This window comes from Paenibacillus nanensis, assembly GCF_003583765.1.
Classification (GTDB): domain Bacteria; phylum Bacillota; class Bacilli; order Paenibacillales; family Paenibacillaceae; genus Pristimantibacillus; species Pristimantibacillus nanensis.
Genome location: NZ_QXQA01000006.1, coordinates 123862 through 149022, shown reverse-complemented (window position 1 = coordinate 149022; position 25161 = coordinate 123862). Strand labels below are relative to the sequence as shown.

General features: G+C 53.9%; 18 protein-coding genes. 13 read left to right on the top strand and 5 right to left on the bottom strand.

What is annotated here, in order from left to right; all coding sequences use genetic code 11:
• Positions 1-14: 14 nt before the first annotated feature.
• Both D3P08_RS11895 and D3P08_RS11890 read right to left on the bottom strand, forming a co-directional pair.
• On the bottom strand, positions 15-1475 hold the full coding sequence (locus D3P08_RS11895; protein WP_119599923.1) for an MFS transporter: 1461 nt from the start codon (positions 1473-1475) through the stop codon (positions 15-17).
• A 61-nt stretch (positions 1476-1536) separates the two neighbouring features.
• Positions 1537-2421, bottom strand: a complete 885-nt coding sequence (locus tag D3P08_RS11890) for a LysR family transcriptional regulator (protein WP_119599922.1) — start codon at positions 2419-2421, stop codon at positions 1537-1539.
• 115 nt (positions 2422-2536) lie between these two features.
• Between D3P08_RS11890 and D3P08_RS11885 the strand changes: the two genes are divergently transcribed.
• The gene (locus D3P08_RS11885; protein WP_119599921.1) at positions 2537-3709 is read left to right on the top strand and encodes an MFS transporter; all 1173 of its coding nucleotides are present in this window, start codon (positions 2537-2539) and stop codon (positions 3707-3709) included.
• A gap of 360 nt (positions 3710-4069) precedes the next feature.
• On the opposite strand, the gene D3P08_RS11880 is transcribed toward D3P08_RS11885, so the two are convergent.
• Together D3P08_RS11880 and D3P08_RS11875 are read right to left on the bottom strand one after the other, a co-directional pair.
• The gene (locus tag D3P08_RS11880; protein WP_119599920.1) at positions 4070-4678 is read right to left on the bottom strand and encodes an HD-GYP domain-containing protein; all 609 of its coding nucleotides are present in this window, start codon (positions 4676-4678) and stop codon (positions 4070-4072) included.
• A 30-nt stretch (positions 4679-4708) separates the two neighbouring features.
• A complete protein-coding gene (locus D3P08_RS11875; protein WP_119599919.1) occupies positions 4709-5806 on the bottom strand; it encodes an HD-GYP domain-containing protein in 1098 nt (365 codons plus the stop codon).
• Positions 5807-6016: 210 nt separating this feature from the next.
• Between D3P08_RS11875 and D3P08_RS11870 the strand changes: the two genes are divergently transcribed.
• From D3P08_RS11870 to D3P08_RS11825, 10 genes are all read left to right on the top strand, one after another.
• Positions 6017-8068 carry a LuxR C-terminal-related transcriptional regulator gene (locus tag D3P08_RS11870; RefSeq protein ID WP_162848446.1) on the top strand — a complete coding sequence of 684 codons (2052 nt, stop codon included), beginning with the start codon at positions 6017-6019 and terminating at the stop codon, positions 8066-8068.
• Between the two features lie 121 nt (positions 8069-8189).
• The gene (gene leuB / locus D3P08_RS11865; protein WP_119599917.1) at positions 8190-9269 is read left to right on the top strand and encodes a 3-isopropylmalate dehydrogenase; all 1080 of its coding nucleotides are present in this window, start codon (positions 8190-8192) and stop codon (positions 9267-9269) included.
• Positions 9270-9467: 198 nt separating this feature from the next.
• Positions 9468-9881 (top strand): YgiT-type zinc finger protein, encoded by a 414-nt coding sequence (locus D3P08_RS11860; protein ID WP_119599916.1) that lies wholly within the window; start codon positions 9468-9470, stop codon positions 9879-9881.
• Between the two features lie 138 nt (positions 9882-10019).
• The gene (gene sigI, locus D3P08_RS11855) at positions 10020-10832 is read left to right on the top strand and encodes an RNA polymerase sigma factor SigI (protein ID WP_338068718.1); all 813 of its coding nucleotides are present in this window, start codon (positions 10020-10022) and stop codon (positions 10830-10832) included.
• Positions 10829-12253 carry an anti-sigma factor domain-containing protein gene (locus tag D3P08_RS27515; RefSeq protein ID WP_119599914.1) on the top strand — a complete coding sequence of 475 codons (1425 nt, stop codon included), beginning with the start codon at positions 10829-10831 and terminating at the stop codon, positions 12251-12253. Before sigI ends, D3P08_RS27515 begins: the two co-directional genes overlap by 4 nt.
• Before the next feature lie 229 nt (positions 12254-12482).
• Entirely contained in the window at positions 12483-13877 is a 1395-nt protein-coding gene (locus D3P08_RS11845; RefSeq protein WP_119599913.1) for an ATP-binding protein, read from the top strand.
• A 71-nt stretch (positions 13878-13948) separates the two neighbouring features.
• On the top strand, positions 13949-15469 hold the full coding sequence (locus D3P08_RS11840) for a leucyl aminopeptidase (protein ID WP_119599912.1): 1521 nt from the start codon (positions 13949-13951) through the stop codon (positions 15467-15469).
• Between the two features lie 283 nt (positions 15470-15752).
• Complete coding sequence (locus D3P08_RS11835) at positions 15753-18665, top strand: 2-oxoglutarate dehydrogenase E1 component (RefSeq protein ID WP_119599911.1); 2913 nt, start codon at positions 15753-15755, stop codon at positions 18663-18665.
• Between the two features lie 6 nt (positions 18666-18671).
• Complete coding sequence (gene odhB / locus D3P08_RS11830) at positions 18672-19946, top strand: 2-oxoglutarate dehydrogenase complex dihydrolipoyllysine-residue succinyltransferase (protein ID WP_119599910.1); 1275 nt, start codon at positions 18672-18674, stop codon at positions 19944-19946.
• Between the two features lie 146 nt (positions 19947-20092).
• A complete protein-coding gene (locus tag D3P08_RS11825; protein WP_119599909.1) occupies positions 20093-21913 on the top strand; it encodes a PAS domain S-box protein in 1821 nt (606 codons plus the stop codon).
• Positions 21914-21921: 8 nt separating this feature from the next.
• Here the strand turns inward: D3P08_RS11825 and D3P08_RS11820 are convergent, their stop codons facing one another.
• Complete coding sequence (locus tag D3P08_RS11820) at positions 21922-22770, bottom strand: helix-turn-helix transcriptional regulator (RefSeq protein WP_240647457.1); 849 nt, start codon at positions 22768-22770, stop codon at positions 21922-21924.
• 166 nt (positions 22771-22936) lie between these two features.
• On the opposite strand from D3P08_RS11820, the gene D3P08_RS11815 reads away from it, so the two are divergent.
• Positions 22937-24064 (top strand): Gfo/Idh/MocA family protein, encoded by a 1128-nt coding sequence (locus D3P08_RS11815; RefSeq protein WP_119599908.1) that lies wholly within the window; start codon positions 22937-22939, stop codon positions 24062-24064.
• Positions 24065-24068: 4 nt separating this feature from the next.
• Entirely contained in the window at positions 24069-25145 is a 1077-nt protein-coding gene (locus D3P08_RS11810) for a Gfo/Idh/MocA family protein (RefSeq protein ID WP_119599907.1), read from the top strand.
• Positions 25146-25161: the final 16 nt, after the last annotated feature.

Here is a 25161-nt window from a genome sequence, read left to right as displayed (position 1 = left end):
CGATTTGCTGCAGTTTAATCCTTATTGGCCGCTGCATGCTCTTTGCGTCTGCTGACCATCACGAAAGCGGCGAAGGAAAGCAGCACCGCTCCGGTGAAGAGGAAGCCCTCGCTCTCGTCGAACGGCAGCCAGCCCAGCAGCGAAGATCCGGCAACGACGCCCAGCGAGAAGAAGGCGTAGAAGTAGCCGTACGCTTTGCCCCTCAGCTGGGCCGGGGTCGCCCGGATAAGCATCGTGTTGATCGACGGGAACAGGAAGGCGAAGCCGACCCCGTATAGGCCCAGAACGGAGTAGAGCGCCAAGGTCGTATCCGCTTGGCCGATCAGCAGCTGGCTCAGGCCCATCAGCCCGATGCCCAGCGCCATCGTAATGGACGGTGCGGCCCGGTCGAATATCCGGTTCGTCGGAAGCGCGAAGATCAGAACCGCAATGATGCCGAAGGCGCTCATAAGCGTGCCGCTCAGCCTGGAGTCATACCCCAGCGACTGCACATGGAGCGGGAGCAGGTAGGCGATGACGCCCTGCGAGAACATCAGGAAGAACGCGCCGCCGTAGGCCTTTATGACCGCGATATTAAGGAACGGGCCTTTAGCGGCAGGCTCTTCCTTCTCTTTCTTGGCGATCTTGTATTTGCCGAGGAAGATGGCGGACAAGACGGCCAGCGCCAGTCCCAGCATCGCAACGCAGGTGAAGACGAACGGAACGGATGTTTTGCTGGCCATAATGCCGCTGAATGCGGGCCCGATAATGGCGGCAAGTCCGACGAACGTGCCGGTAAAAGCGACCTTTTTCCCTTGCTCGTTCTGCACGGTTGTGTTGGCCGAGAAGGTGAAGGCGGCCGGCACGATCAAGCCCGCGACAAAGCCGTGAATAATGCGGACGACGATTAGCCAGGCGGGCTGCTCGACGAAGTGATACAGAAGCAGCGCGCCGCTCGATAAGACAAGACCGGCCATCAAGATTTTGAAGGGGCCGATTTTGTCCGTCATAATCCCCGATAGGATATTGCCGAACGTATTGGACAGCGAGTACAGTCCGATGACGAAGCCGACGATGAACGAGCTGGCGCCGATCGAAGCGGCGAAGGTGCTCATGACCGGCAGCTGCGCGAACAGATCAAAGAAGGAGAAGAAAACGATGCTGTATACAAGCAGCGCGTAATTGAACGGCTTGACCGCATATTTCGCCTGCGCTTTCTTCAGCTGCCAGTCCAGCACGAAGTTGCCGAATGGAACAAATGCCGCCAGCACCGCCGCAGCCGGCCAAAGCAGATTCCATCTGATTCTAAGCGACGAGTACAGGATGGCCAGCCCGTAGAGGCTGAATATGCCTCCGTGAAGGCTGCCGACGATCGTAACGGCTTTGTCCATCCCCCATATATATTTGAGCGGCATCGCGATGCCAAGCAAGACTAATAGCGACAGGCCGTCGAATAGTCCGGTAATGCGAAGTAGACGTATTGGATGTGCTTTCACTTGAGTCGGCTCCTAATTTCATGATGAGTGCAACGAATTCTATTAACTCTATTCTATCACTTTACTTGCTGAAAAAGTCGATCAGCCACTTGGTCAGCTGGCGATGGGCTTCGCTTATATAGCGCTCCGAGCCGTAGATCAGCTCCAGATGGCGCATTGGCGCATGGTCGGAGATCGGAATCGCGACAATATCTCGCCGCATGGATTCCTGCTTAAGCAGGCTGACGGGCTGAATCGTCGCTCCGACGCCAGCGCGGACCAGCTGCAGGAGAGAGATGGCCGTGCTGGTCTCCATGACGGTCGCGAGCTGGAAGCCGCCCTTCTCCCGGCACACCTTCTCCACCAGATCGCGGCCGAGGAAGCCGCGCGGATACATAACGATCGGCAGCTGCTCCAGTTCGCGAAGCGTAATGGACGGTCTGTCGGCAAGCACGCTGCCGGAATGGACAAGCAGGTGATAAGGCTCCGAGAGCAGCGGAATTTGCACCAGACGCTTGTCCGGCGGAGTTCTGAGCGCGATGCCGATATCGACCCGGTTACTCAATACCTCCTCCAGGATTTGAATCGTAGAGAAGGCCTGCAGCTGTATATCGGGATATTCGGAATGGAAGTGGATAAAGAGCGGCACCAGCTGGAAGTCTAAATCCGAAGGCAGAACGCCAAGACGGACGGTGCCCCGAGCCGACGACCTCAGCTCCCGTATCGCGATTTTGGCATCCTGCTCAGCCAGAAGCATACGCCCGCCGTGGAAATGCAGCAGCTTGCCGGCTTCGGTCGCTACGACCTGCTTGCCGATCCGGTCGAATAGCGGCATTCCGAGCTCCGCCTCCAGCACGCGGATCTGCTGGCTTAAGGTGGGCTGGGATATGCCAAGCGCCTCAGCCGCTTTTGTGAAATGAAGATGCTCGTAGACAGCCATAAAATATTGGATATGCCGTGTGTCCATAGCTTCTCCTTTATCGATAGTTTTTTACTATTATAATAATAGAAATTATAGCATTGATCAATGGAAATAGAGTCTCTATACTTGTGTACACAGATATAGAGGGGAGTGACCATCTATGAAAAAACTGTTTTGGCTGCTGGCGATTTTTATCGCCGCGCTTAACTTAAGACCAATCATCTCGTCCGTCGCGCCCCTGCTGGGGACGATGCAATCGGGACTCGGCATGAATGCGCTAACCGCCAGTCTGCTTACCACGCTGCCGGTATTATGCATGGGCATCTTCGCCCCTTCGGCGACGGCGCTTCGGGACCGGTGGGGACTGGAGCGCACGATCTTTATTGCGCTGGCTCTCATTACGGGCGCGACAGCTTTTCGGGGCGTGGTCAGTTCCGTCGGCGTACTTGTCGCTACGGCTATAATCGGCGGCATTGGCATTAGCCTCGCCGGCCCGCTGCTGTCCGGCTTTATTAAGAAATACTTTCCGACTAAGCCCGGCATCGTCAGCGTGTATTCCGTATCGTTGACCGTTGGCGCAAGCGCCGCATCCGCGCTGGCGATTCCGATCTATAACGGCCAAGATCAAAACTTATCTTTTACACTGGCGGTCTGGGCTGTTTTGGGCATCCTCGCCTTGCTGATCTGGCTTCCGCTTATCGGAAAGAAGGATCAAGCCGTAAGCGCAGTACGTTCCCGGCTGCCGATGACCAATAAGCGCGCCATTCTGCTGACCTTGTTCTTCGGTTTGATGGCCAGCATGTTCTACTCGCTTACGGCATGGATCTCGCCGATTGCCCAGAGCATCGGCTACAGCAAGGCAAGCGCCGCCATGCTGCTCACCGTATTTACGATCATCCAAATCCCGGTGTCCATGACGCTTCCAAGTCTAGTGGCCAAATACGGCAAACGCGGATTTTTTCTCGTCGCATGCAGTGTGTCTGAACTGATCGGCATCATTCTGGTGCTGCTGCATATGCCGATGCTGCCTGCCGCCATCTTCTTGGGCATCGGCGCAGGCGGACTGTTCCCGCTGGCGCTTATGCTGCCGATTGTGGAGACGAATACGCCGCAGGAAGCGGGAGCATGGTCGGCCATGTCCCAGTGCGGCGGCTATCTGATCGGGGCAATGGGTCCGCTCTTGATCGGCGGATTGTATGATTATAACGGCAATTTCACGCTTGCTCTTGTCTCCATGCTTATTATCATCATGGCCATGATCGTCGTTCAGCTGCTCTTATCCAAAAGCCCGGACAGCGGCCGGGTGGCGGAAGGCCAGGGACTAAACGCATAATGAAACCGGACATTAATCGTGTTCAAGAGAGGCTGGCCGCAAGGCCGGCCTTTCGTAGCTTGAGGTCAACCAGTGTTATCGGACTGGCCTATTTGTATGGGCATTATAGGTAAGCCGCGCAGCTTCATGCTGTTGTTTGGAGGCTGGAAAAAGGCTTCGAGCGTTTGAGGGACTTGTTGGAGGCGTTAAAGCGAATGAGTGCTGATCCATGCGTAATCCGTAAAGGGGCTAGCCTTACAAGGTGACCGTGATCGCTTACGCCAATAAGCTTCTCCATCACGTATACGCCATCCTTCGGAAGAACGAGCCCTGCCTGCAAAACGAATTCCATATTCACGAGTATTAGCTGTTTATTTGCGGTCATATCGCTATGGACATTTTATACATGATCATTGGAAAGCTGGGGGAAGCGGTGAAAGCGATAAAAGGCTCCACCAGCTCGGGGTCGAATTGCGTGCCGCTATTTTTGCGAAGCTCTGCGATGGCTTCTTCATAGGGCATGCTTTTGCGGTAGCAGCGATTGGAGATCATGCTGTCGAACGTATCGATTATGGCGCATATACGCGCAAAGTATGGAATGGAAGGTCCGGTAAGCCCTTCCGGGTATCCGCCGCCATCCCATCGTTCATGATGGTACGTAATGACATCAAGGGCGTCCTGGCTTAGGCTGTTTCGGCAGCGCTCGCTGGCTTGTCCGCCGCAGGACGGATGCAGCTTCATGACCTGCCATTCCTCATCGGAGAGGCCCCCTTCCCGTTCAAGGATGGAGCTTGGGATAAACAGCTTGCCAAGATCGTGCAAATAGCAGCCGTGCACGAGCAGCTGCTGCTGCTCGGGACTCAGGTTAAGGCGGGGGGCGAACTGCTGGGCGATCATCGCAACGCGAATGCAGTGGTTATAGGAGGAGGGACTCTTCTTCGCGAGCAGCTCCATACCGGCCTCATTTATTTCATCTTTTATCAACATCATACGATCACTCCTAAACGATCTGTTCCATTTTTAATTCTGAGTCGCGGCATGAAGCACGGTAATGGTGCTGCTAGAGGCGAGATCCAGCTCATAGGGCGCGCGCACGTCCTTGCCGCCCGCCTCCTTAATAATTTGTACAACGGGCCGGTGGGCGATGGAGGAGCTGTAGCATTTCACGATGCCCGTCTGCCCGCTGCTAAGCGTCAGCACGCTGGAAACCGGGAAGGCCTTGACCCGTTTCAGGAAAAGCTGAACCAGGTCGGCGTCGAAATAGTAATTGCCGGAGGCAAGCAGAAACTCCATCGCTTCGTCGGCTTTATAGGAGGAACGATACCGCCGCGGCGATACTAACGCGTTATAGTTATCCGCCAGCGCTACAATTCTTGCATATTCGGGAATGGCCGGGCCTTTTCTTCCGAATGGGTAGCCCGAGCCGTCATACCGTTCGTGATGGGAAAGCGAGATGATCGCCGACGAGAAGGGAATGCCGCTGATCTCCCGCAGCATATCGAATCCGGCAGTCGTATGCGCCTGCAGCTGAAGCTTATCCTTTTCCGACAGCTTCTCGCAGCTTTGCACCAACGAAAGCGGCATGCTGGTCATCCCGATGTCGAATAAGAGCGAGCCGAGGATGAGCTCAAGCATCTTATCTTCGGTATAGCCCCACTCGTCGCCGATGATGGCGCTCATAATAGACACGCTGGCCGAATGATCGAAGACGTACGAATCGAATTCATACAGCCTTTGCAGCAAAGCGGCGACTTCGGGATGGGAAAGCAGTTCGGACAGAATCCGTTTATACCGGCGTTTGAATCGCTGGTCTTGAGCGCTGTCCTGGCCGTTCGGGCAAAACTTCGCGGCATCCAGCCGTTTATTCAATTCGTTAAACAGGAAAGGCTGGCTGCGATGGCCGCTTTCCGGACGCGCAAGCGCCAGCTTCGGGGCCGGGACAGGCCGGGAGGGCTCGTTCACCAAATAGACCATTGGTATGCCAAGCTCCAGCAGCCGTTTAATGTACCGCTTGCTGAGAACGGTGCCCTGCTCCAAAATCGTAACACCATTCCGTCCGGTGATTGGCCGGGCAAGCACATCCCCTTCTTTCAAATTTTTTATTGTGCACTCAAACATGACTGATTCTCCTTTTTTATAGATCGATCCGACTTCCGTTATCCTTTTCTTTTATTTTACGTTCGCCGCCCTCCCCGGACTATTCTCCTAGCGGATACAATTAGGTATCCTTTCGGCTACCTTTTTCGCAAAAAAACGATGTCGGAACCCGTCAACTCATGTAAAATAAAGCTAACTTTTCTCATACCTTTCAAAGTGGGTGCAGGCAAAATGAACGATAACGGGTGGGCGGAAGACGGAGAAGAGTCCTATATGGTAGGCCGAGAGATGGAGACGGCGGCTTTTAGCCGCCTCCTCTTAGACGAATCCGCCTCGCGGAGAGTGATAAATGTTTATGGAACGGCCGGAATCGGCAAAAGCACGCTGCTCGATAAATTCCGGGCGGAAGCCCATAAGGCGGGGGCCGTTACGATTTCGATCGACGGGGAAGGCGTTCTTGCCGCTCCTTCCAGCTTCTGTGATCAAATCAGGCGGGAGCTGAAGCTCCCGGAATGGACGGACGGCGATGAACACACGCGGCTATTAAGCTGTTATGAAGCGATCCGGAACAAGGCGGAGCAGGGGAGGGTAGTCCTGCTTATCGATGCGTACGAGCGGTTCGACATGCTGGATTTCTGGATCCGGGATACCTTTTTAAAAGGGCTGCGCGCGAGCGCGCTCATTGTTATCGCCGGACGGTCGCAGCTTTCCGAGCCGTGGCTGTTATCTCCCGTTTGGCGTCAGCAGCTCGTAAGGATGCATCTGCAGGAGCTTGATTGGAACGCTGTGACACGCTACGCCCGGAACAACGGCATTGCCGAAGAAACGCAAATTCAGCGGTTATGGAGCTGCTCCAAGGGGCATCCGCTCATGCTGTCGCTCGCTGCATTCCTCGCTCAGCAAGGAGCGGGGGAGGAGACTTATTTCCGGGATGACGACAGCTTGCCGTTTATCGTAGAGCTATGGATGCGGGAAGCGCCTGATGAGGAAATGCGGGCGCTCATCGAAGCGGCGGCGGTGCTGCGGCATTTTAACCAGGATGCCCTTAATGCGGTGCTTGGAAGCGAGGTAACGGCCTCCGACTTCCGGCGTTTGATTCGTTATTCGTTCGTAAGAAGGGTCGATGACGGGTTCACGATCTATTCCCTGATGCGGGAAGCGGTATGCCGGGATTTGATTTTGCGCGCGCCTCAGCGGTATGCGGAGCTAAGAGAGAGAGGACTGCGGCTTTATTATGAAAGGCTGATGTCGTTAGGCCGTATAGACGCGTCGTCAAGGGAAGCGGTTGAGCTTATGTACTACATAGGAGACGCGCTAGTCAGAGCGTTTATGGATGTATTCGATCTCGTGCCGAAGCATTATGCGAAGACGGGAATCGAAGCGTTGGACGAGATTGAGGCTTATGCCGCTAGAAGGAAGCGGGAGGCAAAGGATTTACAGATCCTGCTGCATGATCCGCAGTCCAAGCTCACCTTCGACTTCAGCATGACAGCGGAGCAGAGTCTCTATACGCTGAGGTCGCTCAATTTCCGGAAGCTGTTCGAGCTGGACCGCGACGCCGTTCGGGTAATGAGAAATGCGGAAGGCCGTTTGATCGGCGTTGCCGCCGTCGTCCCGATCAACGAAGGGACCATCCCTTATCTGCTCGAGGCGCCCAGATCGAAGGCCTACTTTCGTTCGTTGACGGAGGAAGAGCTGAAACGGCTTGCTGTGCCCGCGGCGACCAGATCGGGGTGGTTCATCGAGACCATCGACGCGGAAGATTTCTCGGATACGTCGCAGCAGACGGCGATCGGGCATTTGCTTCATTCGCTGATGTTCAGCGGGGAGCTGGTCGTCGAATCGCCTGCGCCGTTTTCCTATTTTACGGAGACGCATTTGAGCCTGGGCTTTGAAATCGCACCTGGAGGCATGCATGTCCGCTATGACGGGGTAACGCCTGCGCCAACCTTTGTATTGGACCTGCGCAAAGGCAAGCTGATCGACTATATACACCGCATGATGAGGCGGACCGGGTATGGCGATATGGTGGCGGAGCGGGACGATGAGCCGGGGGTTGATGCCGCAGCGCCTCCTAACACCCCGGATCCGATTATGGCCAGAGCGGATTTAACCGACCGGGAGAAGGCGGTGGCTAAGCTTCTCGAACGGGGACTCACCAATTCCGATATCGCGTCTAGCCTTTACATCAGCGAAGCTACCGTTAAAAAGCATATGAGATCGATGCTGTCCAAGCTTGGGGCAGCCAACCGGACGCAGCTGCTCAAGAAGCTGTTGGAATAACGGGAAATTTGCGCTATAGCCACAGTCTATAAAGCTAATAGATTTTATATCTTTGTGTTAAGCTATTACTTATGGTACAAATGATACTAGATTAAGAATGACTAGAGAGGTGTGTTCGAACATGTCAGACGTGAAAAAAATTGCGGTTCTTGGCGGCGACGGCATTGGTCCTGAAGTTGTCGGAGAAGCGCTCAAGGTATTGAAAAAAACCGAGGAGCTGTTCGGCTACCAGTTCGAAACGGAGCATGGGCTGTTCGGCGGGATCGCGATCGACGAGAAAGGCACGCCGCTTCCGCAAGAAACGCTGGAGCTTTGCAAGTCCGCAGACGCGGTGCTGCTCGGAGCGGTAGGCGGACCGAAATGGGATAACAATCCGAAGGAGCTTCGCCCGGAGACGGGTCTTCTCGGCATTCGCAAAGCGCTTGGCCTGTTCTCCAACATTCGTCCGGCGAACGTCTTCGACTGCTTGAAGGAAGCATCCACGCTGAAGCCTGAAGTGCTGGAAGGAACGGATCTGATCGTTGTCCGCGAATTGACGGGCGGCATTTACTTCGGCGAGAAATTCCGCCGCGAAGGCGCAAACGGCGAGGAAGCGGTCGACACTTGCGTATACAACGTGCAAGAAGTAGAGCGCATCGTCCGCCAAGCGTTCGATATCGCAATGACTCGCAGCAAACGTCTGGCATCCGTCGACAAAGCGAACGTGCTGGAAACATCCCGCCTGTGGCGCGAGGTCGTAAACCGCGTAGCTGTGGAATATCCGGAGGTTGAGCTGGAGCATGTGCTGGTCGACAATTGCGCGATGCAGCTGCTCCGCCGTCCGTCCAGCTTCGACGTTATCGTAACGGAGAACATGTTCGGCGATATTCTAAGCGACGAAGCCGCTATGCTTACCGGTTCCATCGGTATGCTGTCCTCCGCTTCGCTCGGCGAGGGAAGCTTCGGGCTTTACGAGCCGGTGCACGGCTCCGCGCCTGATATCGCGGGTCAAGGCATTGCGAACCCGATCGCAACGATTTTGTCCGTAGCGCTTATGTTCCGCCTCACTTTCGGCTACCATGACGCGGCGAAGTCGATCGAAGACGCGGTAAAAAATGTGCTTGACGCGGGCCACCGTACGGGAGACATTGCGGTCGATAAGAGCAAAGCGATCGGCACGGGCGCAATGGGCGATTTGATCGTAGCGGCTATGCAAAAATAAGGATTCGCGTTCATAAGCCCTCATCTCAGGATGAGGGCTTATTTTTTTTACCCTTCCATGATGAGGAATTATTAATATAAAGCGCCTCGGCAGGAATTTCGGTCCGAAGCGCCGAATACATAATAACTTAGACCGTCTCATTGAGTGCTTCTTTCGCTGTACGATAACGAAGGCAACTTACATAAGGAGCGTGTCGCGATGAGTTTCTGCTGCGGAGCCAGTATGATTGGAACAAAAGGAACGTTAAAGCATCACCATACGCACATCCATAACGTGCCGGTAACCTTCTGTCCGGTGTGCCACAGAGTCGAGGTGCATTATTTGGCGCTGTCGGAATATGAAATTCTCGCCGAATACGCGCATGGCGACGGCGCGCTGGAGGTCGACTTCGAGGATTACGTCGACCAAGACGCGGGCGCGCTGCTTGAAAACTGTGTCAATCATGAAGACGAGGAGCCCATTGCGATTGTGCGGAGCCAAATCGATATGTCCCTGGATTTGCTCAGCTTTGCCAAAAGCATTCAAGATACGGAATGGCAGGCGGCTCTTAAGAAAAGGCTGATTGTTCTGAACAGCAGACGCAATAAGCTCCTGCGCCGTTCTTCCGTTTAATCCGAATGGAATGATAGAGAATGCCTCCCTTGCGGAGGCTTTCTGTGTTTTTACGCCGAACATTAATTTTTTTTCATGATGCCCCCCAAAAACCATAACAGCACGACGAATTGATTTAGTAGCGAGGTGGAGCGATTGTTGCTGGTTCTATTCAAACGTTTTCTGCGTAAATCGGTTCCCTCTCAGCGAGACTCTTCCGAGACAACCCTGGGGCCGGAGCAGTACATTGAGCAAATAAGGCAAGGCGATGAAGCGCTTCGTGAGCGATTTATCGCTGAGTATTCACCATATATTGTGAAAACCGCAAGCAAATTCTGCAAACGATATGTGGATCCTTCAAGAGATGATGAGTTCAGCGTCGCGCTGGTCGCTTTCAATGAAGCGATTAATCAGTACGACGTTAAGGCGGGCGCTTCATTTCTAGGATTTGCAAAAACTGTGATGCAGCGTAGGCTTATTGACCATGCCCGAAAAGAACAAAGGCATCTCCAAGCCGTCCCGTACAGCTCGTACGATACGGAAGGCGAGGACGGCTCAGTTTATAATGTTCTGGACACAAAGCAGGCGCTGCAGGCACATGACGCGAGTAAAAGCGATAGCGAACGCAGAGCGGAAATCGAGGAGCTGAACAGAGAGCTTACTCTGTATGGCATCACATTCGGCGAGCTGGTGGAGCATTCCCCGAAGCACGCCGATTCACGGCAAATTCTGATCGGCATATCGGCCATGCTGGCCGGTGACGAGCGGCTGATGGAAAGCCTGCGGCTAACTCAGAAGATGCCAATCAAGGAATTGATGGAGGCGAGCGGGGTTTCGCGCAAGACGCTTGAGCGGAACCGGAAATATATTATCGCAATCGCCGTCATTTTGTCGGGAGCTTATCCATACATGAACGATTATTTAACGATCGGCCGCGTAGATCGGACGCAAAGCAGGGAGGTGAGCAAATGAAGCGCGGAATCGTAATGAGTATACATGAGCGGCATGCGGTGGTCATGACGGCAGACGGACAATTTCTGCGCGCTCCGCTTCAAGGCTCGCCTCAAATCGGCGAAGAGCTTGTGTTTGAGGAGGAGATACCGGTTAAGAGGCGCGCCGGCCTGAGCCGGGTTGCTTCCCGGTATGCGGCTGCCGCGGCTATGTTTTGTCTGCTCACCATTGCGGGGATCGCTTATTCCATACAGACAGCCAATCCTGTTGTGGCCTATGTGACGATGGACATCAATCCAAGCGTGGAGATCGGCGTCGACGGGAAGGAGCGGGTTCGCGCGCTGCGGGCTCTTAATGAAGACGGGGCTAAGTTGATTGAAAACATCGATTATAAAGGAAAAGATGTGGAAACCGTAGCCGCGGTCATTCTCGAGCAAGCGAATCAGTCGCATTATTTGGACGCGCCGCACAAAGATATTTTGATTACAAGCATCATGCTGTCCGGTAAAAAGGGATTTGCGGTCGAATTCGAATCGATTCTGACCGATAGTTTGAACAAGAAACTGCAGCAATGGCTGGCCGAGCACACATCCGAATTGAAGGATGTGACGATCATGACGCTGTCCGTTCCGGAAGAGCTTCGGGAGGCAGCCGACGCGAACGGCATATCCTCCGGCAAGATGGCCGTCTATTTGATGGCCAAGGACGAAGGGTATGAAGGCGAGATCTCGGAATTAAAAGAGGTATCGATCGATAAATGGACGGAGCCGATCGGCGGCGTCAAGCAAATCGTAGACGACGAGGATGAGGCCGCGACAAAGGCAAAGCTGCAGGAGCTGTTAGCGAAAGAGAAAAAGGAAAAAGAAGCGCAAGAGAAGAAGCCGAATGGTCAGACCGGCGCGGCTTTGCAAGACGGCCCGACGGAGAAGCCAGCTGCTTCTCCTTCTGCTGTGCCTGCCGTTACTCCTGCTTCTAAGCCTACCGCGAAGCCTTCCAAGCCGTCGGATTCCAAGGGGAACAACGGGAAGAAGGACCGTGACGACGATGATGAAGACAGCGATGACGACGAGGACAAGAAGAATTCGAATAATAGAAATAACGGAAATAATAAGAACCAGGGCAAGGACAATAAAGGCTCCAAAAACGATAACGGCCATTCGTCCAAAAATAACGGGAAAAACCGGAATAACGGACCATCAGGGAAAAAGGACGATGACGACCGCGATGATGATGACGATGGCTGGGAGCGGAACCGCTATAACGATCGCGACAACAGCTGGCTGAATAACCGATACGCCTGGGATGACCGGGACGACGATGATGAAGATCGGCGGGACGATGACCGGGATGATGACGACGATGATGACGATCGGGATGACGAAAACGTCGATCGGAAGGACAATCGCAACCGGGACGGCAAAGGCGGACGGGACAGAGATTAAAGCAGGATAAAACATATGGCAAGACGCCCCGACGGTTGAACCGACGGGGCTTTTATACTACACGAGCATGAAGCGGGGTGCTCATTTAGACAAATTACGAGCCTATACGATAGACCGCACGTTTCGACAGGATTTCTGATTGACAGCCTTTGTAAAGGAAACCTATGATTAGGTGTGAGTGATAGGGTGTCGCTAGTAATTCATAGCTTTGCCGGGGAGGATTTAGTAGATGCAAGCCATTCGAAAGCTTTATTTCCCGGCGCTTGCCGAATATATCCGGGGTGGTAAGGAAGCGTCGCTTCAGCATGCTAATGAGCTGGGGAAGCAATTATACGGTTTCAACCAGGAAGACATCATTGCCGTTCACGAAGAGTGTATGGAAGAATTGGCTGCCAATGTGGAAGCCAAAGATGCTGTAAAGCTGTATCACCGTTCCTTTCTATTTCTAACGGAGGTAATGATAACCTGCCGTTTCAAAATGGAAGTAAGCGCGGATTGCGAACAGCAGGAACTGGCATCGGCGCAGAAGTTTATGGAAATGCGCGAACTCATGCTTCGTTCCGACCGATCCTTCGAGAAGGTTAAAAATAAATACGAGAACGTGCTGCAGCATATGGACAGCGGCATCGCGCTATTCGATAACGACGGTATTCTATCCTTTATTAATGTGCAAATGGCGAAGCTGCTCGACATACCTAGAAAAACGCTGATCGGCTGCAATATTCGCGAAATTTTGCTGCATCCCAGCCTGTCGATCACGACGAAGCGGACCATTCTTCGCTTATACCGGGAAATGTTTATGAAACGAAACCGGTATTACGAATTTCAGCATAAGGACGGAAAGCATCTGCTGGCTACTGTAACCTACGGCGACCAGCTTGAGGGCGATTATCTGTTCAGCGTGAAGGATGTTTCCGAATACAAGCAGATCGAGCAAAGCGCGCTGCAGAACGACAAGCTGGCCATGCTCGGGAAGATTGCCGCGGCCATCGCCCACGAAATTAGGAACCCGCTGACCAGTATAAGAGGGTTTATTCAGCTGCTCAAGCCTTATTTGCTGGAGATAGGGAAAGAGGAATATGCGCGCATCATCCTGACGGAAATAGATAGGGCGAACGACATTATCTATGAGTTTTTAAATTCTTCGAAGCCTTCGGCCCCGATGAAGCAAGCGGCTTCCATCGAGCATCTGATCCGCGAAGTGGTGATGCTGACGGAAAGCGAGTCCTTGCTTCGCAATTGCGAGATTATGGTGGAATCCTTCCAATCGGACGCGGTCGTTTCAATCGATATTAAGCAAGTAAAGCAAGTCATATTGAATCTGTTAAAAAACTCGTTGGACGCGGTAGAAGAAGTACAAGCCCTCCGGCGAGGCAGAATTGATATTACGCTTAACAGTGACGGCGAATATGTGCAAATCGTGATCAAGGATAACGGGAAAGGCATGGACAAAGCGACGATGAACAAGCTGTTCGATCCGTTTTTTACGACGAAGCAAGCGGGAACCGGTCTTGGATTATCGGTAAGCTACCGGATCATACGGAATCATGGCGGGACCATCCGGGTAGACAGCGAAGTCGGCAGCGGGACGGCCTTTACGATCTATTTGCCATTGGCAGAATAAAAGTTTAGAATCAAATCGGGGCTTTCGGGCCCCGATTATTTTTTATGTTTTTTGGGAAGAGAGGGAATAGGATGACAACAACCTTTACATATGGAGCCATGAAGGACGGTGCGGCCGCTGAAGCCATCATTCGGTTCATCGGCGAAAAGGAATTGCAAGAAGACGGCGTCATCGTCGAGCCTAAGCTCGATCAGCAATTGCGGAGCGGGTATGCCAAGGGATTGTTTCAAGGCAAGACGGAGCAGACGGAAGTCGTTTGGTCGCTTGGGCTGCTGAATGCGTCCTATGTCGTGTTTGCGGGCTATACGCCGGGCGAGGGTGCCGACGGGCTTCGGAAAGCTGCCGCCGCCGCAGCGAAGGCGCTGAAACGGATAAAAGCCGCTTCAGCGGAAGTGAGACTTAGCAAATCGTTATTCGAGCAAGAAGTGGCGGCTATCGGAGCGTCGGTTGTCGCTCAGTCGCTGACAGAAGGACTGCTGCTTGCGCTGCATGACAGAATGCCGCTCAAGAAAGAGGAAACAAAGCGGTTCCAATTAGACGCGGCAGCCTTTATTCCCGAGGCGGGCCTGCTGCATGAGCCGGGCGGACGGGAAGCGTGGGAAAGCGGTGCTGCCAAAGGCAAGCTGTTGGCGGAATCCGTCGCCTATGCGCGGGACTTAACGAATCTTCCGGGCAATGACCTGACGCCGGAGAGACTGGCCAACCATGCGGAAGAGCTGGCTTCCGAGTTTGATCTGGAAATCGAGGTTATTGACGAGTGGACGGCAGCGGAGCAGGGAATGGGCGGGCTGCTGGCTGTCGGCCAAGGCAGCGTGAACCCTCCGCGCATGATTGTGATTCATTATAAGGGAGCGCCGGACGACGCGGAAGTGTGGGGCTTGGTCGGGAAAGGGATTACGTTCGATACAGGCGGCATCTCGCTTAAGAAGGGACTCGGCATGGAGGAGATGATCTCCGACATGGGCGGCGCCGCCGCCGTTCTCGGCGCGCTTCGCGCATTGGCCGAGCTCAAGGCGGAGGTCAATGTGCTGGCGGTCATTCCGACCGCGGAGAACATGCCTTCCGATCGCGCGTTCAAGCCGGGCGATGTCTTGCAAACGATGAGCGGATATACGGTCGAGATTGTCAATACGGATGCCGAGGGCCGACTGGTGCTTGCGGACGGGCTGACAACCGCTATTCGCAGGGGCGCGACGAAGCTGGTCGACGTCGCAACGCTGACCGGCGCCGTTATGATTACGCTGGGATACGAAGCGACCGGCGCGGTCACCAATAACGAAGCGCTGATGGCGGAAGTGCTGCGGGCATCCGAGCGGGCGGGGGAGCGGGTCTGGCAGCTGCCGGCTTATCCGGAATTTATGAAGGATTTGCGGAGTGACGCCGCCGATTTGAAGAACAGCGGAAGCCGTTACGGCGCCGCAAGCAGAGCCGGCATGTTCATCGGCCATTTCACCGAGGGACTTCCTTGGGTCCATCTCGATATTGGCGGAACCGCATGGCTGGAGGCGAGCAGAGGCTGGGAGCCTAAGGGGGGAACCGGCGTTATGGTGCGTACGCTGGTGGAATTATTGGCTGGGAAAGAGAAAGCGTAACGGATAATCGCTCGATTTCGTCACGCTTTTTCGACCAATCGCGTATACCCGTGCCTAGATTCTCTATTAATGCTCGAAATGCATGAAACCGATGCCAAGATGATTATGGTTGGCAAGCGGTTATTGTACTAAAATATGAAGGAGCTACGCTGCTGTTTTTTGAGCTGCGACGACGCTTCTTCTTTTTCTTCATAGAAAGAGAGAAGCCGGCGGGGATGTATGGAAAGCTCCGCCATTGAAAATAATAGGATGGTTATGAATAGAGAGGGTGGAATTATCTGCAATGAGCATCCATGATGAGCGCAATTCTTCGCCTTGGAAAAGCTACTATGGTCCCAATCTTGGCTATGTTCAGGAGCAATATGAGCTGTTCCTGAGCGATCCGAATGCGGTTGAAGCATCGGTTCGAGAAATGTTTGCACAGTGGGGAGCACCGCCTAGTGCAGCTGCCGTTTCGACAGCTTCTCCTGCAGCTTCCGCGGCAAGCTCCGTACAGGGAGCCGCGCCGGCGGTGAAAGGTCCGATCGACAGCAATATGCTAAAAAAGGTCGTTGCCGCGCATCAGCTAATGCTGAATATCCGCAGGTACGGCCATTTAGGCGCGGATATTAATCCGCTAGGCATCAGCAAACCGGCGGACACCAAGCTGCTGGAACCGGAAACGTTCGGATTGACGAAGGAAGACTTGGCCTCCATTCCCGCATCCTTAATCTGGGATAACGCGCCGGATACAATCGCGAATGGATGGGACGCAATCGTGCGGCTCAGAGAGATTTACACCCGTTCGGCCGCTTATGAATTTACGCATATCCATGATGAAAACGAGCGCACTTGGCTGCATAAACAAGCGGAGTCCGGCTCTTTCCCTGCTCCTCTGTCCCAGAGAGAGAAGGAAGCGCTGCTGGAACGCTTACTGCAAGTCGAGCTGTTTGAAAGCTTCATTCACAAAACGTTTGTTGGTCAGAAGCGCTTCTCTATCGAAGGCGTAGACATGCTTGTCCCGGTTCTGGACGAAATCATTCGCGCAGTCGCGCATGACGGCGCGCACGATATTCTTATCGGTATGGCGCATCGCGGACGTCTGAACGTGCTGACGCATGTTCTTGGCAAGCCGTACGAGAAAATTTTCTCTGAATTCCATCACTCCCCTAATAAGGAGGTTGTTCCTTCCGAAGGCTCGATCGGCATTAACTTTGGCTGGTCCGGCGACGTGAAGTACCACCTTGGGGCGGACCGCGCGTTTACCGAGGGCGAGACCGTTCGCGCAAGAGTCACGCTGGCGAATAACCCGAGCCACTTGGAATTCGTTAACCCTGTCGTGGAAGGCTTTACCCGCGCGGCGCAGGAAGACCGCAGCACACCTGGCTTCCCTTCGCAGGACTTGCACAGCGCGGTTACCGTCTGCGTACACGGCGACGCGGCGTTTATCGGCGAAGGCATCGTGGCCGAGACGCTAAACTTCAACAACCTTCAAGGCTACCGCAACGGCGGTACGATTCATATTATCGCGAATAACCGGGTGGGCTTCACAACGAACAGCGAGGATTCCCGTTCCACGTATTATGCGAGCGATCTGGCGAAGGGCTTTGATCTTCCAATCGTTCACGTCAACGCGGACGACCCGGAAGCTTGTCTGGCCGCAATCCGGCTGGCATGCGAATACCGCCTGCAATTCAATAAAGGCTTCGTTATCGACCTGATCGGCTACCGCCGCTACGGCCATAACGAAATGGACGATCCGGATGCGACGCAGCCGCTCGTGTACTCCAAGGTTCGCAGCCATCCTACCGTAGCAACCCTGTACGCGAACCAGCTGAAAGCGGAAAAGAACGTAACAGACGAGCAGGTCGAGCAGCTTCGCGAGAAGACGACAAGCGCCCTTCAAGCCGCATACGACGCGATGAAGGCGAACGAAGGCAAAACGCATGTTCAGGCTTCCGCCGAAACCGGCGTAATCGTTCCGGAAGATGTTCGCACCGCAGTGCCGATGGAAACGCTGAAGGAAATTAACCTGGAGCTTCTGAACCGGCCGGAAGGCTTTACGGAATATACGAAGCTGCAGCGTATTCTGCAGCGCCGCGCGAACGGCTTGAACGATGGAGAGAAGATGGATTGGGCGCATGCGGAGGCGCTTGCTTTCGCAACGATTCTAGCGGATGGAACGCCGATTCGCCTGAGCGGGCAGGATTCCGAGCGCGGCACATTTGCTCACCGTCATATTATGCTGAACGACAATGCAACAGGCGCGAAGTTCTCGCCTCTGCATATTCTTCCACAAGCGAAGGCTTCGTTCGCCGTACACAACAGCCCGCTGTCCGAGACGGCTGTACTGGCGTTCGAATACGGCTACAACGTATTTGCGCCTGAAACTCTCGTTATCTGGGAAGCGCAATTCGGCGATTTCGCGAACGTCGCTCAAGTTATTTTCGACCAGTTCCTGTCCGCAGGCCGCGCGAAATGGTCCCAGAAGTCCGGGCTTGTTATGCTGCTGCCGCACGGCTATGAAGGTCAAGGTCCAGAGCATTCCAGCGCGCGTCTGGAGCGGTTCCTGCAATTGTCCGCCGATAACAACTGGACGGTAGCGAACCTGACGACATCGGCGCAATACTTCCACCTGCTTCGCAAGCAGGCGGCAATGCTGAAGGGCGACAACGTTAGACCGCTCGTCATAATGGCGCCAAAGAGCTTGCTGCGTAACCCGCGCGCCGCATCGCACGGCGTGGAATTCAGCGAAGGCTCGTTCAAGCCGGTGCTGCCGCAATTTAGCTTTACAGAGCCGAAGGCGGCAAAAGATAAAGTGAAGCGTCTGCTTCTTGGATCGGGTAAAGTGATGGTCGATATCGCTGAAGCGATGGCGTCCGGCAGCGACGAGGAATACGCATGGCTGCGCGTAGCGCATGTGGAGCAGCTGTATCCGCTGCCGCAAGCCGAGCTCGAACGCGTCATCAGCCAATTCCCTAAGCTCGAAGAAATCGTATGGGTGCAAGAAGAACCGAAAAACCAAGGCTCCTGGTTCTACATGGAGCCACGCCTGCGGGAGCTTGCGCCGGGCAAGGTTCAGGTTCGTTACATCGGACGTCCGGAACGCGCCAGCACGGCAACCGGTCATCAGGAAATTCACGCAGCAGAGCAGCAATCGATTATTTCATCCGCTTTGAATGGCCAGCCATTCGAATCGAGTTTGGTAAGGGGGTAACAACAAATGGCAGATATTATTGTACCGGAATTGGGAGAATCGATCTCCGAAGGAACGATTTCAAAATGGCATGTGAAGGAAGGCGACTCCGTTAATCAAGGGGACGTGCTTCTGGAGCTTGAGACGGATAAGGTTAATATTGAAATTAGCGCGGACAGCAGCGGCGTCGTGACAAGCATCGCCAAAAAAGACGGCGAGGTTGTACTGGTGGGCGAAGCAATCGGTACGATCGGCGCATCCTCCGTTGCACCGGCCGCAGCTCCTGCGCCGGCGCCGGAAGCGCCAAAAGCGGCTGAGCCTGCGGCGCCTGCGCCAGCCGCTGCTCCAGCAGCAGCAGCGCCTGCAGCTGTAGCGGCATCCTCTGCGGCATCGGTTAACGCTTCTCCGGCTGCCCGCAAGCTTGCCCGTGAGCAAGGCATCGACCTGACGCAGGTGCAAGGCAAAGACGGTATCGGACGCATCTATCCGGATGATGTCCGCTCGCATGGCGTACAAGCTCCTGCTCCAGCAGCGGCGCCTGCTCCAGCAGCAGCGGCTCCAGCGGCTCCAGCGGCGGCAGCTAGCGCTAGCACTGGCGGCAAGCCGGTTGAGCGCAAGCGTATGTCGCGCCGCCGGGCAACGATCGCGAACCGTCTGGTAGAAGCGCAGCGCACTGCGGCGATGCTGACGACGTTTAACGAAGTCGATATGACGGCGATCCTTGATCTCCGCAAACGCCGCAAGCAATCGTTCTTCGACAAGAATGAGGTAAACCTAGGTTTTATGTCCTTCTTCACGAAGGCGGTTGTCGGCGCTCTGAAGCAGTTCCCGCTGCTTAACGCGGAGATTGACGGCGAAGACATCGTCGTGAAGAAATTTTACGATATCGGTATCGCGGTATCCGCGAAAGAAGGCCTGGTCGTTCCTGTCGTTCGCGACGCCGACCGTCTTGGTTTCGCCGAAATCGAAAGAAACATTGTAGAGCTTGCGAAGAAAGCCCGCGCGAACACGCTGTCTCTCAGCGAATTGCAAGGCGGCAGCTTTACGATTACAAACGGCGGTGTATTCGGCTCCCTGCTGTCGACGCCAATTCTTAACACGCCTCAAGTCGGCATCCTGGGTATGCATAAGATTCAACTGCGTCCGGTTGCCATCGACGAAACGCGTATGGAGAACCGTCCGATGATGTATATCGCGCTTTCCTACGACCATCGCATCGTAGACGGCGCGGAGGCAGTCCGCTTCCTCGTTGCGGTTAAAGAAATGCTCGAGGATCCAGAACAGCTGCTGCTTCAAGGCTAATCGTTTCGTATACGAACCGCTGCTTACCGACAGGTAAGCGGCGGTTTTTTTGTCATTTTTAGAAGCCGGCAGGAGGAAAAATGGAATGGGTGGAAAATAGTAAAAATGAACTATAATTTGCGCGACTGATCATAGGGGGAAAAACAATGGATGCCACAACCGAACAACTGCTGCAGGAGAGCAGAGTAAGATACGAAACCCTCGTTCATTGTTTGCCGGACGGCGTCATCGTCCATTCGAATTTTCAGATATTGTTCGTAAACGAAGCGGCGCTTAAACTGGTCGGGGCGACAAGCAGTCAGCAGCTAGAGGGGAGGCACTTATTCGATTTAATTCATCAGGAGTATCATTATCAGTTAAAAGAACGAGTGGAAGGATTTATCGAAAGAGGAGTGCCGTCATCCCCCCTTCTCCGAAAGCTGATTCGTTTAGACGGAAGCATTGTCTCGACCGAAGTAAGAGCGATCCCGATTACCTATGACGGAAAAAGCGCGGTTCAGCTCATTGTTCGCGATCTGTCGCCTATGCTTCAAATGGAGGAGACGTTAAACGAGTGGAACGACTTGTACAAAACGCTTGTCGAAAGCGTAGTGGCCGGCGTATTTGTAGCGCAGCAAAATGAAATCGTTTACGCCAATCCCTATCTGCTTGATATGCTCGGTTATTCGTTAGAGGAGCTGCAAGGGCTTCCAGTCGATGCGGTTGTGGACACAAGCAAGCTGGTTTTGCTCCATGAAGACCAATGTACCAAGCACATGGCCGGAAAAACGCAATATCCATTCAAAGTGAAGGGGAAGCGGAAGGACGGCCGTTCGATCTATTTGGAGGGCAATTGCTCCTCCATTTCGTTTAATGGCGAAGAGGCGATTCTCGGAACGATACAGGACGTCACGCTCAAGCAGGAACAGGAGCAGATGCTCCAAAACAGCGCTAAACTGTACCAACAAATGCTGATGTGCATTCCCGAACCTATCTTTATTACGGATGAGGATGAAGTGCTTTATGCGAATAAACACGCGATTGAGCTAGCCGGGCAGCCGGATGATTCCCTCATGATCGGACAGCCATTTTTGCAGTTTATCCATGAGAACGACCGAAAGCTTGTACAAGAAGATATTGAAAGAGCGATGACCCTGGACGAGCCAACCGCTTTTCGTGAAATCCGAATATTGCTGGACGATCGTATTTTGGAAGCCGAAGTGTCTTATATCCGGATCGATAATTATATGGGGAGAAGCGTTGTGCTTAGCGTGGTGAGAGATCTGACAGACCGGAAACGATCGGAGGAGCAGATGCTGCGCTCGGAGAAGCTTTCGGTTATCGGACAGCTGGCGGCCGGCGTAGCTCATGAAATTCGGAATCCGCTCACGGCGCTGAAGGGCTTCACGCAGCTTCTCCGTTCGAAATATAAAGACGAAAGCTCCTATTTCGAAATTATGGCTGCTGAGCTGGATCGGATCAATCTCATTGTGAACGAGTTTATGACGCTGGCGAGGCCTCATTTGACGTCCTTCGAGCAAGGAAGCTTTGCTGAAATTATTCAAAGCGTGTTGTCGATACTGGAGACGCAGGCTATCCTGCTTAACGTGGAAATCTGCTGCGAGCTGGAGGCTAACCTTCCAATGCTGTATTGCAACGGGAACCAATTGAAGCAGGTGTTCTTAAACGTGGTCAAAAACGCGATTGAAGCGATGCCGGACGGCGGCAAGGTGCACATTCAAGCGAACATGGCGGAGACCGGCAAGGAACGGCTCCTGCATGTTCGCATTCATGACGAGGGTCCCGGTATTCCAAATGAAGTGATTCGCAGGCTAGGCGAGCCTTTCGTCACGACAAAAGAAAAGGGCACTGGCCTTGGTCTCATGGTCAGCACCCGAATCATCGAAGCCCATCTCGGCAAGCTTCAAATCTACAACAGGCAAGGCAAAGGAACGACGGTCGAGATTACGCTCCCTATAAAGCACTAGAAGCAGGATTAGAGCGCCAGCTGATGCCGTTTCCGGTATTGCTCCGGCGTCAGCTCCGTATGCTCTTTAAAGGTTCGGCTGAAGTGGGAAGGATGCTTGAACCCCACTTCGTAACCGATATCGGTAATACTTTCCGAGCTCTGGATAAGCTTCAGCTTCGCCTCATAAATTCGGCGGTGCATCAGAAATTGGAATATGGTCATCCCGGTCACTTCTTTAAAGGTTTTGGCCAAATAATATTTGCTTAAGTGAAGCCGGGCCTGCAGATGCTCCAGCGTAATTTCTTCATTGAAATGCGCCTCCAGGTCGCTAATGACGGATTGCACATGGCGTTCCTTGGAAGACGGATAAGAAGGCATCGTACGCATGGGCTGTGCGCATAGCTCGCGGATTTGCAGCATCAGATCGAGAAATAAAGCTTGAAAACGTTGCATCGAATGTGGAGATTGCTGCTTGTAGAGCGCTTCCATTCTCGTCAGCGACCGCTCGAACTCTTGCTTATCTTCTCCTCGCAGCTGCAGGCGGACGTTCTGAAGCTTGCGGAACGGCGCAAGCAAATCCTCAGCGTAGGCGGGCTGTATGTATTGATGAAAATAATAGGGGTCAAAATGCAGCGTCGTTCGATGGTATGCGGTTTCGGGATCGACATGCGCTTTATGAAGCGTCATGCCATGCATGAGAATCAAATCCCCGGGCTCCAGCACATAAATGCGGTCATTGATCAGATAGTTGGCTTTGCCGCCGTGGAAGTAATAAATCTCATAGTGCGTATGCGTATGGTAAGGAATATGGCCGGTATAATTCGTTGAGGTTCCCATCGTAAAGGGGACTTTGATTTGGATGTTCGCGTTGTTCATTCCAGGCTCCCTCCTCGCAAGTACCCTCATTATACACCAACCACAGTCAAATAAAAGATGATTTCGATTAATGCGGAAGAAGCCTGCGGGGGTGCGTCGTGATACGATACAGCTAGGTTTTTCAATGGATTGACCGCATGAAAAACAGGTGAGAGGGAGATGGAAGATGAGCGTCGTAAGACTAGGTATAATCGGTCTTGGCAATATGGGAAAAGGGCATATCGGTTACATAAAAAGAGGCGAGGTAAACGGCGTGAAGCTGACGGCTGTCAGCGATAGCGCGCCAAGCGGTCTGGAGTGGGCGAAGGAGCATGCGGGAGAGGATGTTGCGCTTTTCTCCGATCCGTATGAGCTGATGGATTCCGGACTTGTGGACGGCGTCCTTATCGCAACTCCGCATTATTCCCATCCGGAGCTTGCCATTGCTTGCTTTGAACGAAATTTGCATGTGCTGTGCGAGAAGCCTGCCGGCGTCTATACGAAGCAGGTGCGCGAGATGAACGACGCGGCCGCCCGGACCGATGCCGTATTCAGCATGATGTATAACCAGCGCACGAATCCGCTTTATCAGAAGCTGAAAGACTTGGTAGACAGCGGAGAGCTTGGCGAGATTAGAAGAACGAATTGGATTATTACCAATTGGTACCGTTCCCAAAGCTATTATGACTCCGGCACATGGCGCGCAACTTGGGCGGGAGAAGGCGGCGGCGTGCTGCTGAATCAGGACCCGCATCAATTGGATCTGTGGCAATGGACGATCAATATGATGCCGAAGCGGGTCAGAGCGTTTTGTTATTTCGGCAAGCACCGGAATATTGAGGTGGAGGATGATGTAACCGCTTTTGTCGAATACGAGAACGGCGCAACCGGCGTTTTCGTCACAACGACAGGCGAAGCGCCGGGCACGAACCGGCTGGAGATCAGCGGAGACCGCGGCAAGGTCGTCATCGAAGACAATAAGCTTACCTTCTGGCGGCTGCGCGTATCCGAGCCGGAATTTAACGCGACGTACAAAGGCGGCTTCGGCCAGCCGGAATGCTGGAAATGCGAAATCCCGATTCAAGGCGTCAATCCCGACCATAAAGGGATTACCCAAAACTGGGTTAACGCGATCCTCCATGGCGAGCAGCTGATAGCGCCGGGTGAGGAAGGCATCAAAGGACTGATGCTGTCGAATGCGATGCTGCTGTCGACCTGGACGGATAACTGGGTCGAGCTGCCGATTGACGAGGAGCTGTATTACGAGCATCTTCAAGAACGGATTAAACAATCCACCTACCGGAAGGAGCAATAAAGCGATGAGCAAAGCCGACGGTATGAATTATGCGCCGGAAGGACGGACAAGACGTGTCGTGGAGGCAGGGGAGTTTGTTATTGCCGCAATGAATTTGGATCACGGCCATATCTATGGCATGTGCAACGGGTTAATCGAAGCGGGCGCCGAGCTGAAGTGGGTCTATGACAGCGATCCGGCAAGAGTCGAGGCGTTCGTGCAGCGGTACCCGGGCGTGAGGGCTGCAGAGTCGGCGGAGCAAATATTGGACGATCCCGAGGTGCAGCTTGTCGCGGCGGCAGCCATTACCTCATTGCGCGGGCCGCTTGGCGTGCGGGTGATGCGGAGCGGAAAGCACTATTTCACGGATAAGGCGCCGTTCACGACGCTTGAGCAGCTGGAGGAAGCGCGGGCTGCGGCGGCGGAAACGGGGAAAAAATACGCGGTGTATTACAGCGAGCGCCTCCATGTCGAAAGCGCGGTTTACGCGGGCGAGCTGATCCAGAAAGGGGCGATCGGCCGAGTCGTGCAGGTGCTTGGTCTTGGACCGCACCGCTTGAATGCGCCGTCCCGTCCGGCTTGGTTCTTCGAAAAAGAGAAATACGGCGGCATCCTATGCGATATCGGCTCGCATCAGGTTGAGCAGTTCCTGTATTTTACGGGGAATAAGGATGCCAAGGTCGTGAGCAGCAAGGTAGCCAACTATGCGAACAAGGATTATCCGGAGCTTGAGGACTTCGGCGATATGACGCTGGTTGGCGAAAATGGCGCGACCGGCTACCTGCGGGTGGACTGGCTGACGCCAAGCGGTCTCGGCACTTGGGGCGACGGGCGGATGCTCATTCTCGGCACGGAAGGTTATATCGAGCTCCGCAAATATATCGATGTCGGCAGAGAACAGGAAGGCGATCAGCTGTACCTGGTGAATGGCGATGGCGAGCAGCACATGAGGCTGAAAGGCAAGGTCGGCTACCCGTATTTCGGCGAGCTGATCCTCGATTGTTTGAACGGAACCGAAAACGCGATGACGCAGGAGCATACGTTCAAAGCGGCGGAGCTGTCGCTCATCGCGCAGCGTGACGCGGTGCGTATCGAAGGTTAAGAATAACGCGTTAGGT

Coding starts and splice junctions, on each gene's coding strand:
- D3P08_RS11840 (WP_119599912.1), top strand. CDS start 13,949: ATGACAACAACCTTTACATATGGAGCCATGAAGGACGGTGCGGCCGCT.
- D3P08_RS11885 (WP_119599921.1), top strand. CDS start 2,537: ATGAAAAAACTGTTTTGGCTGCTGGCGATTTTTATCGCCGCGCTTAAC.
- D3P08_RS11890 (WP_119599922.1), bottom strand. CDS start 2,421: ATGGACACACGGCATATCCAATATTTTATGGCTGTCTACGAGCATCTT.
- D3P08_RS11870 (WP_162848446.1), top strand. CDS start 6,017: ATGAACGATAACGGGTGGGCGGAAGACGGAGAAGAGTCCTATATGGTA.
- D3P08_RS11815 (WP_119599908.1), top strand. CDS start 22,937: ATGAGCGTCGTAAGACTAGGTATAATCGGTCTTGGCAATATGGGAAAA.
- leuB (WP_119599917.1), top strand. CDS start 8,190: ATGTCAGACGTGAAAAAAATTGCGGTTCTTGGCGGCGACGGCATTGGT.
- D3P08_RS11880 (WP_119599920.1), bottom strand. CDS start 4,678: ATGATGTTGATAAAAGATGAAATAAATGAGGCCGGTATGGAGCTGCTC.
- D3P08_RS27515 (WP_119599914.1), top strand. CDS start 10,829: ATGAAGCGCGGAATCGTAATGAGTATACATGAGCGGCATGCGGTGGTC.
- D3P08_RS11810 (WP_119599907.1), top strand. CDS start 24,069: ATGAGCAAAGCCGACGGTATGAATTATGCGCCGGAAGGACGGACAAGA.
- D3P08_RS11875 (WP_119599919.1), bottom strand. CDS start 5,806: ATGTTTGAGTGCACAATAAAAAATTTGAAAGAAGGGGATGTGCTTGCC.
- odhB (WP_119599910.1), top strand. CDS start 18,672: ATGGCAGATATTATTGTACCGGAATTGGGAGAATCGATCTCCGAAGGA.
- D3P08_RS11835 (WP_119599911.1), top strand. CDS start 15,753: ATGAGCATCCATGATGAGCGCAATTCTTCGCCTTGGAAAAGCTACTAT.
- D3P08_RS11860 (WP_119599916.1), top strand. CDS start 9,468: ATGAGTTTCTGCTGCGGAGCCAGTATGATTGGAACAAAAGGAACGTTA.
- D3P08_RS11820 (WP_240647457.1), bottom strand. CDS start 22,770: ATGAACAACGCGAACATCCAAATCAAAGTCCCCTTTACGATGGGAACC.
- D3P08_RS11845 (WP_119599913.1), top strand. CDS start 12,483: ATGCAAGCCATTCGAAAGCTTTATTTCCCGGCGCTTGCCGAATATATC.
- D3P08_RS11825 (WP_119599909.1), top strand. CDS start 20,093: ATGGATGCCACAACCGAACAACTGCTGCAGGAGAGCAGAGTAAGATAC.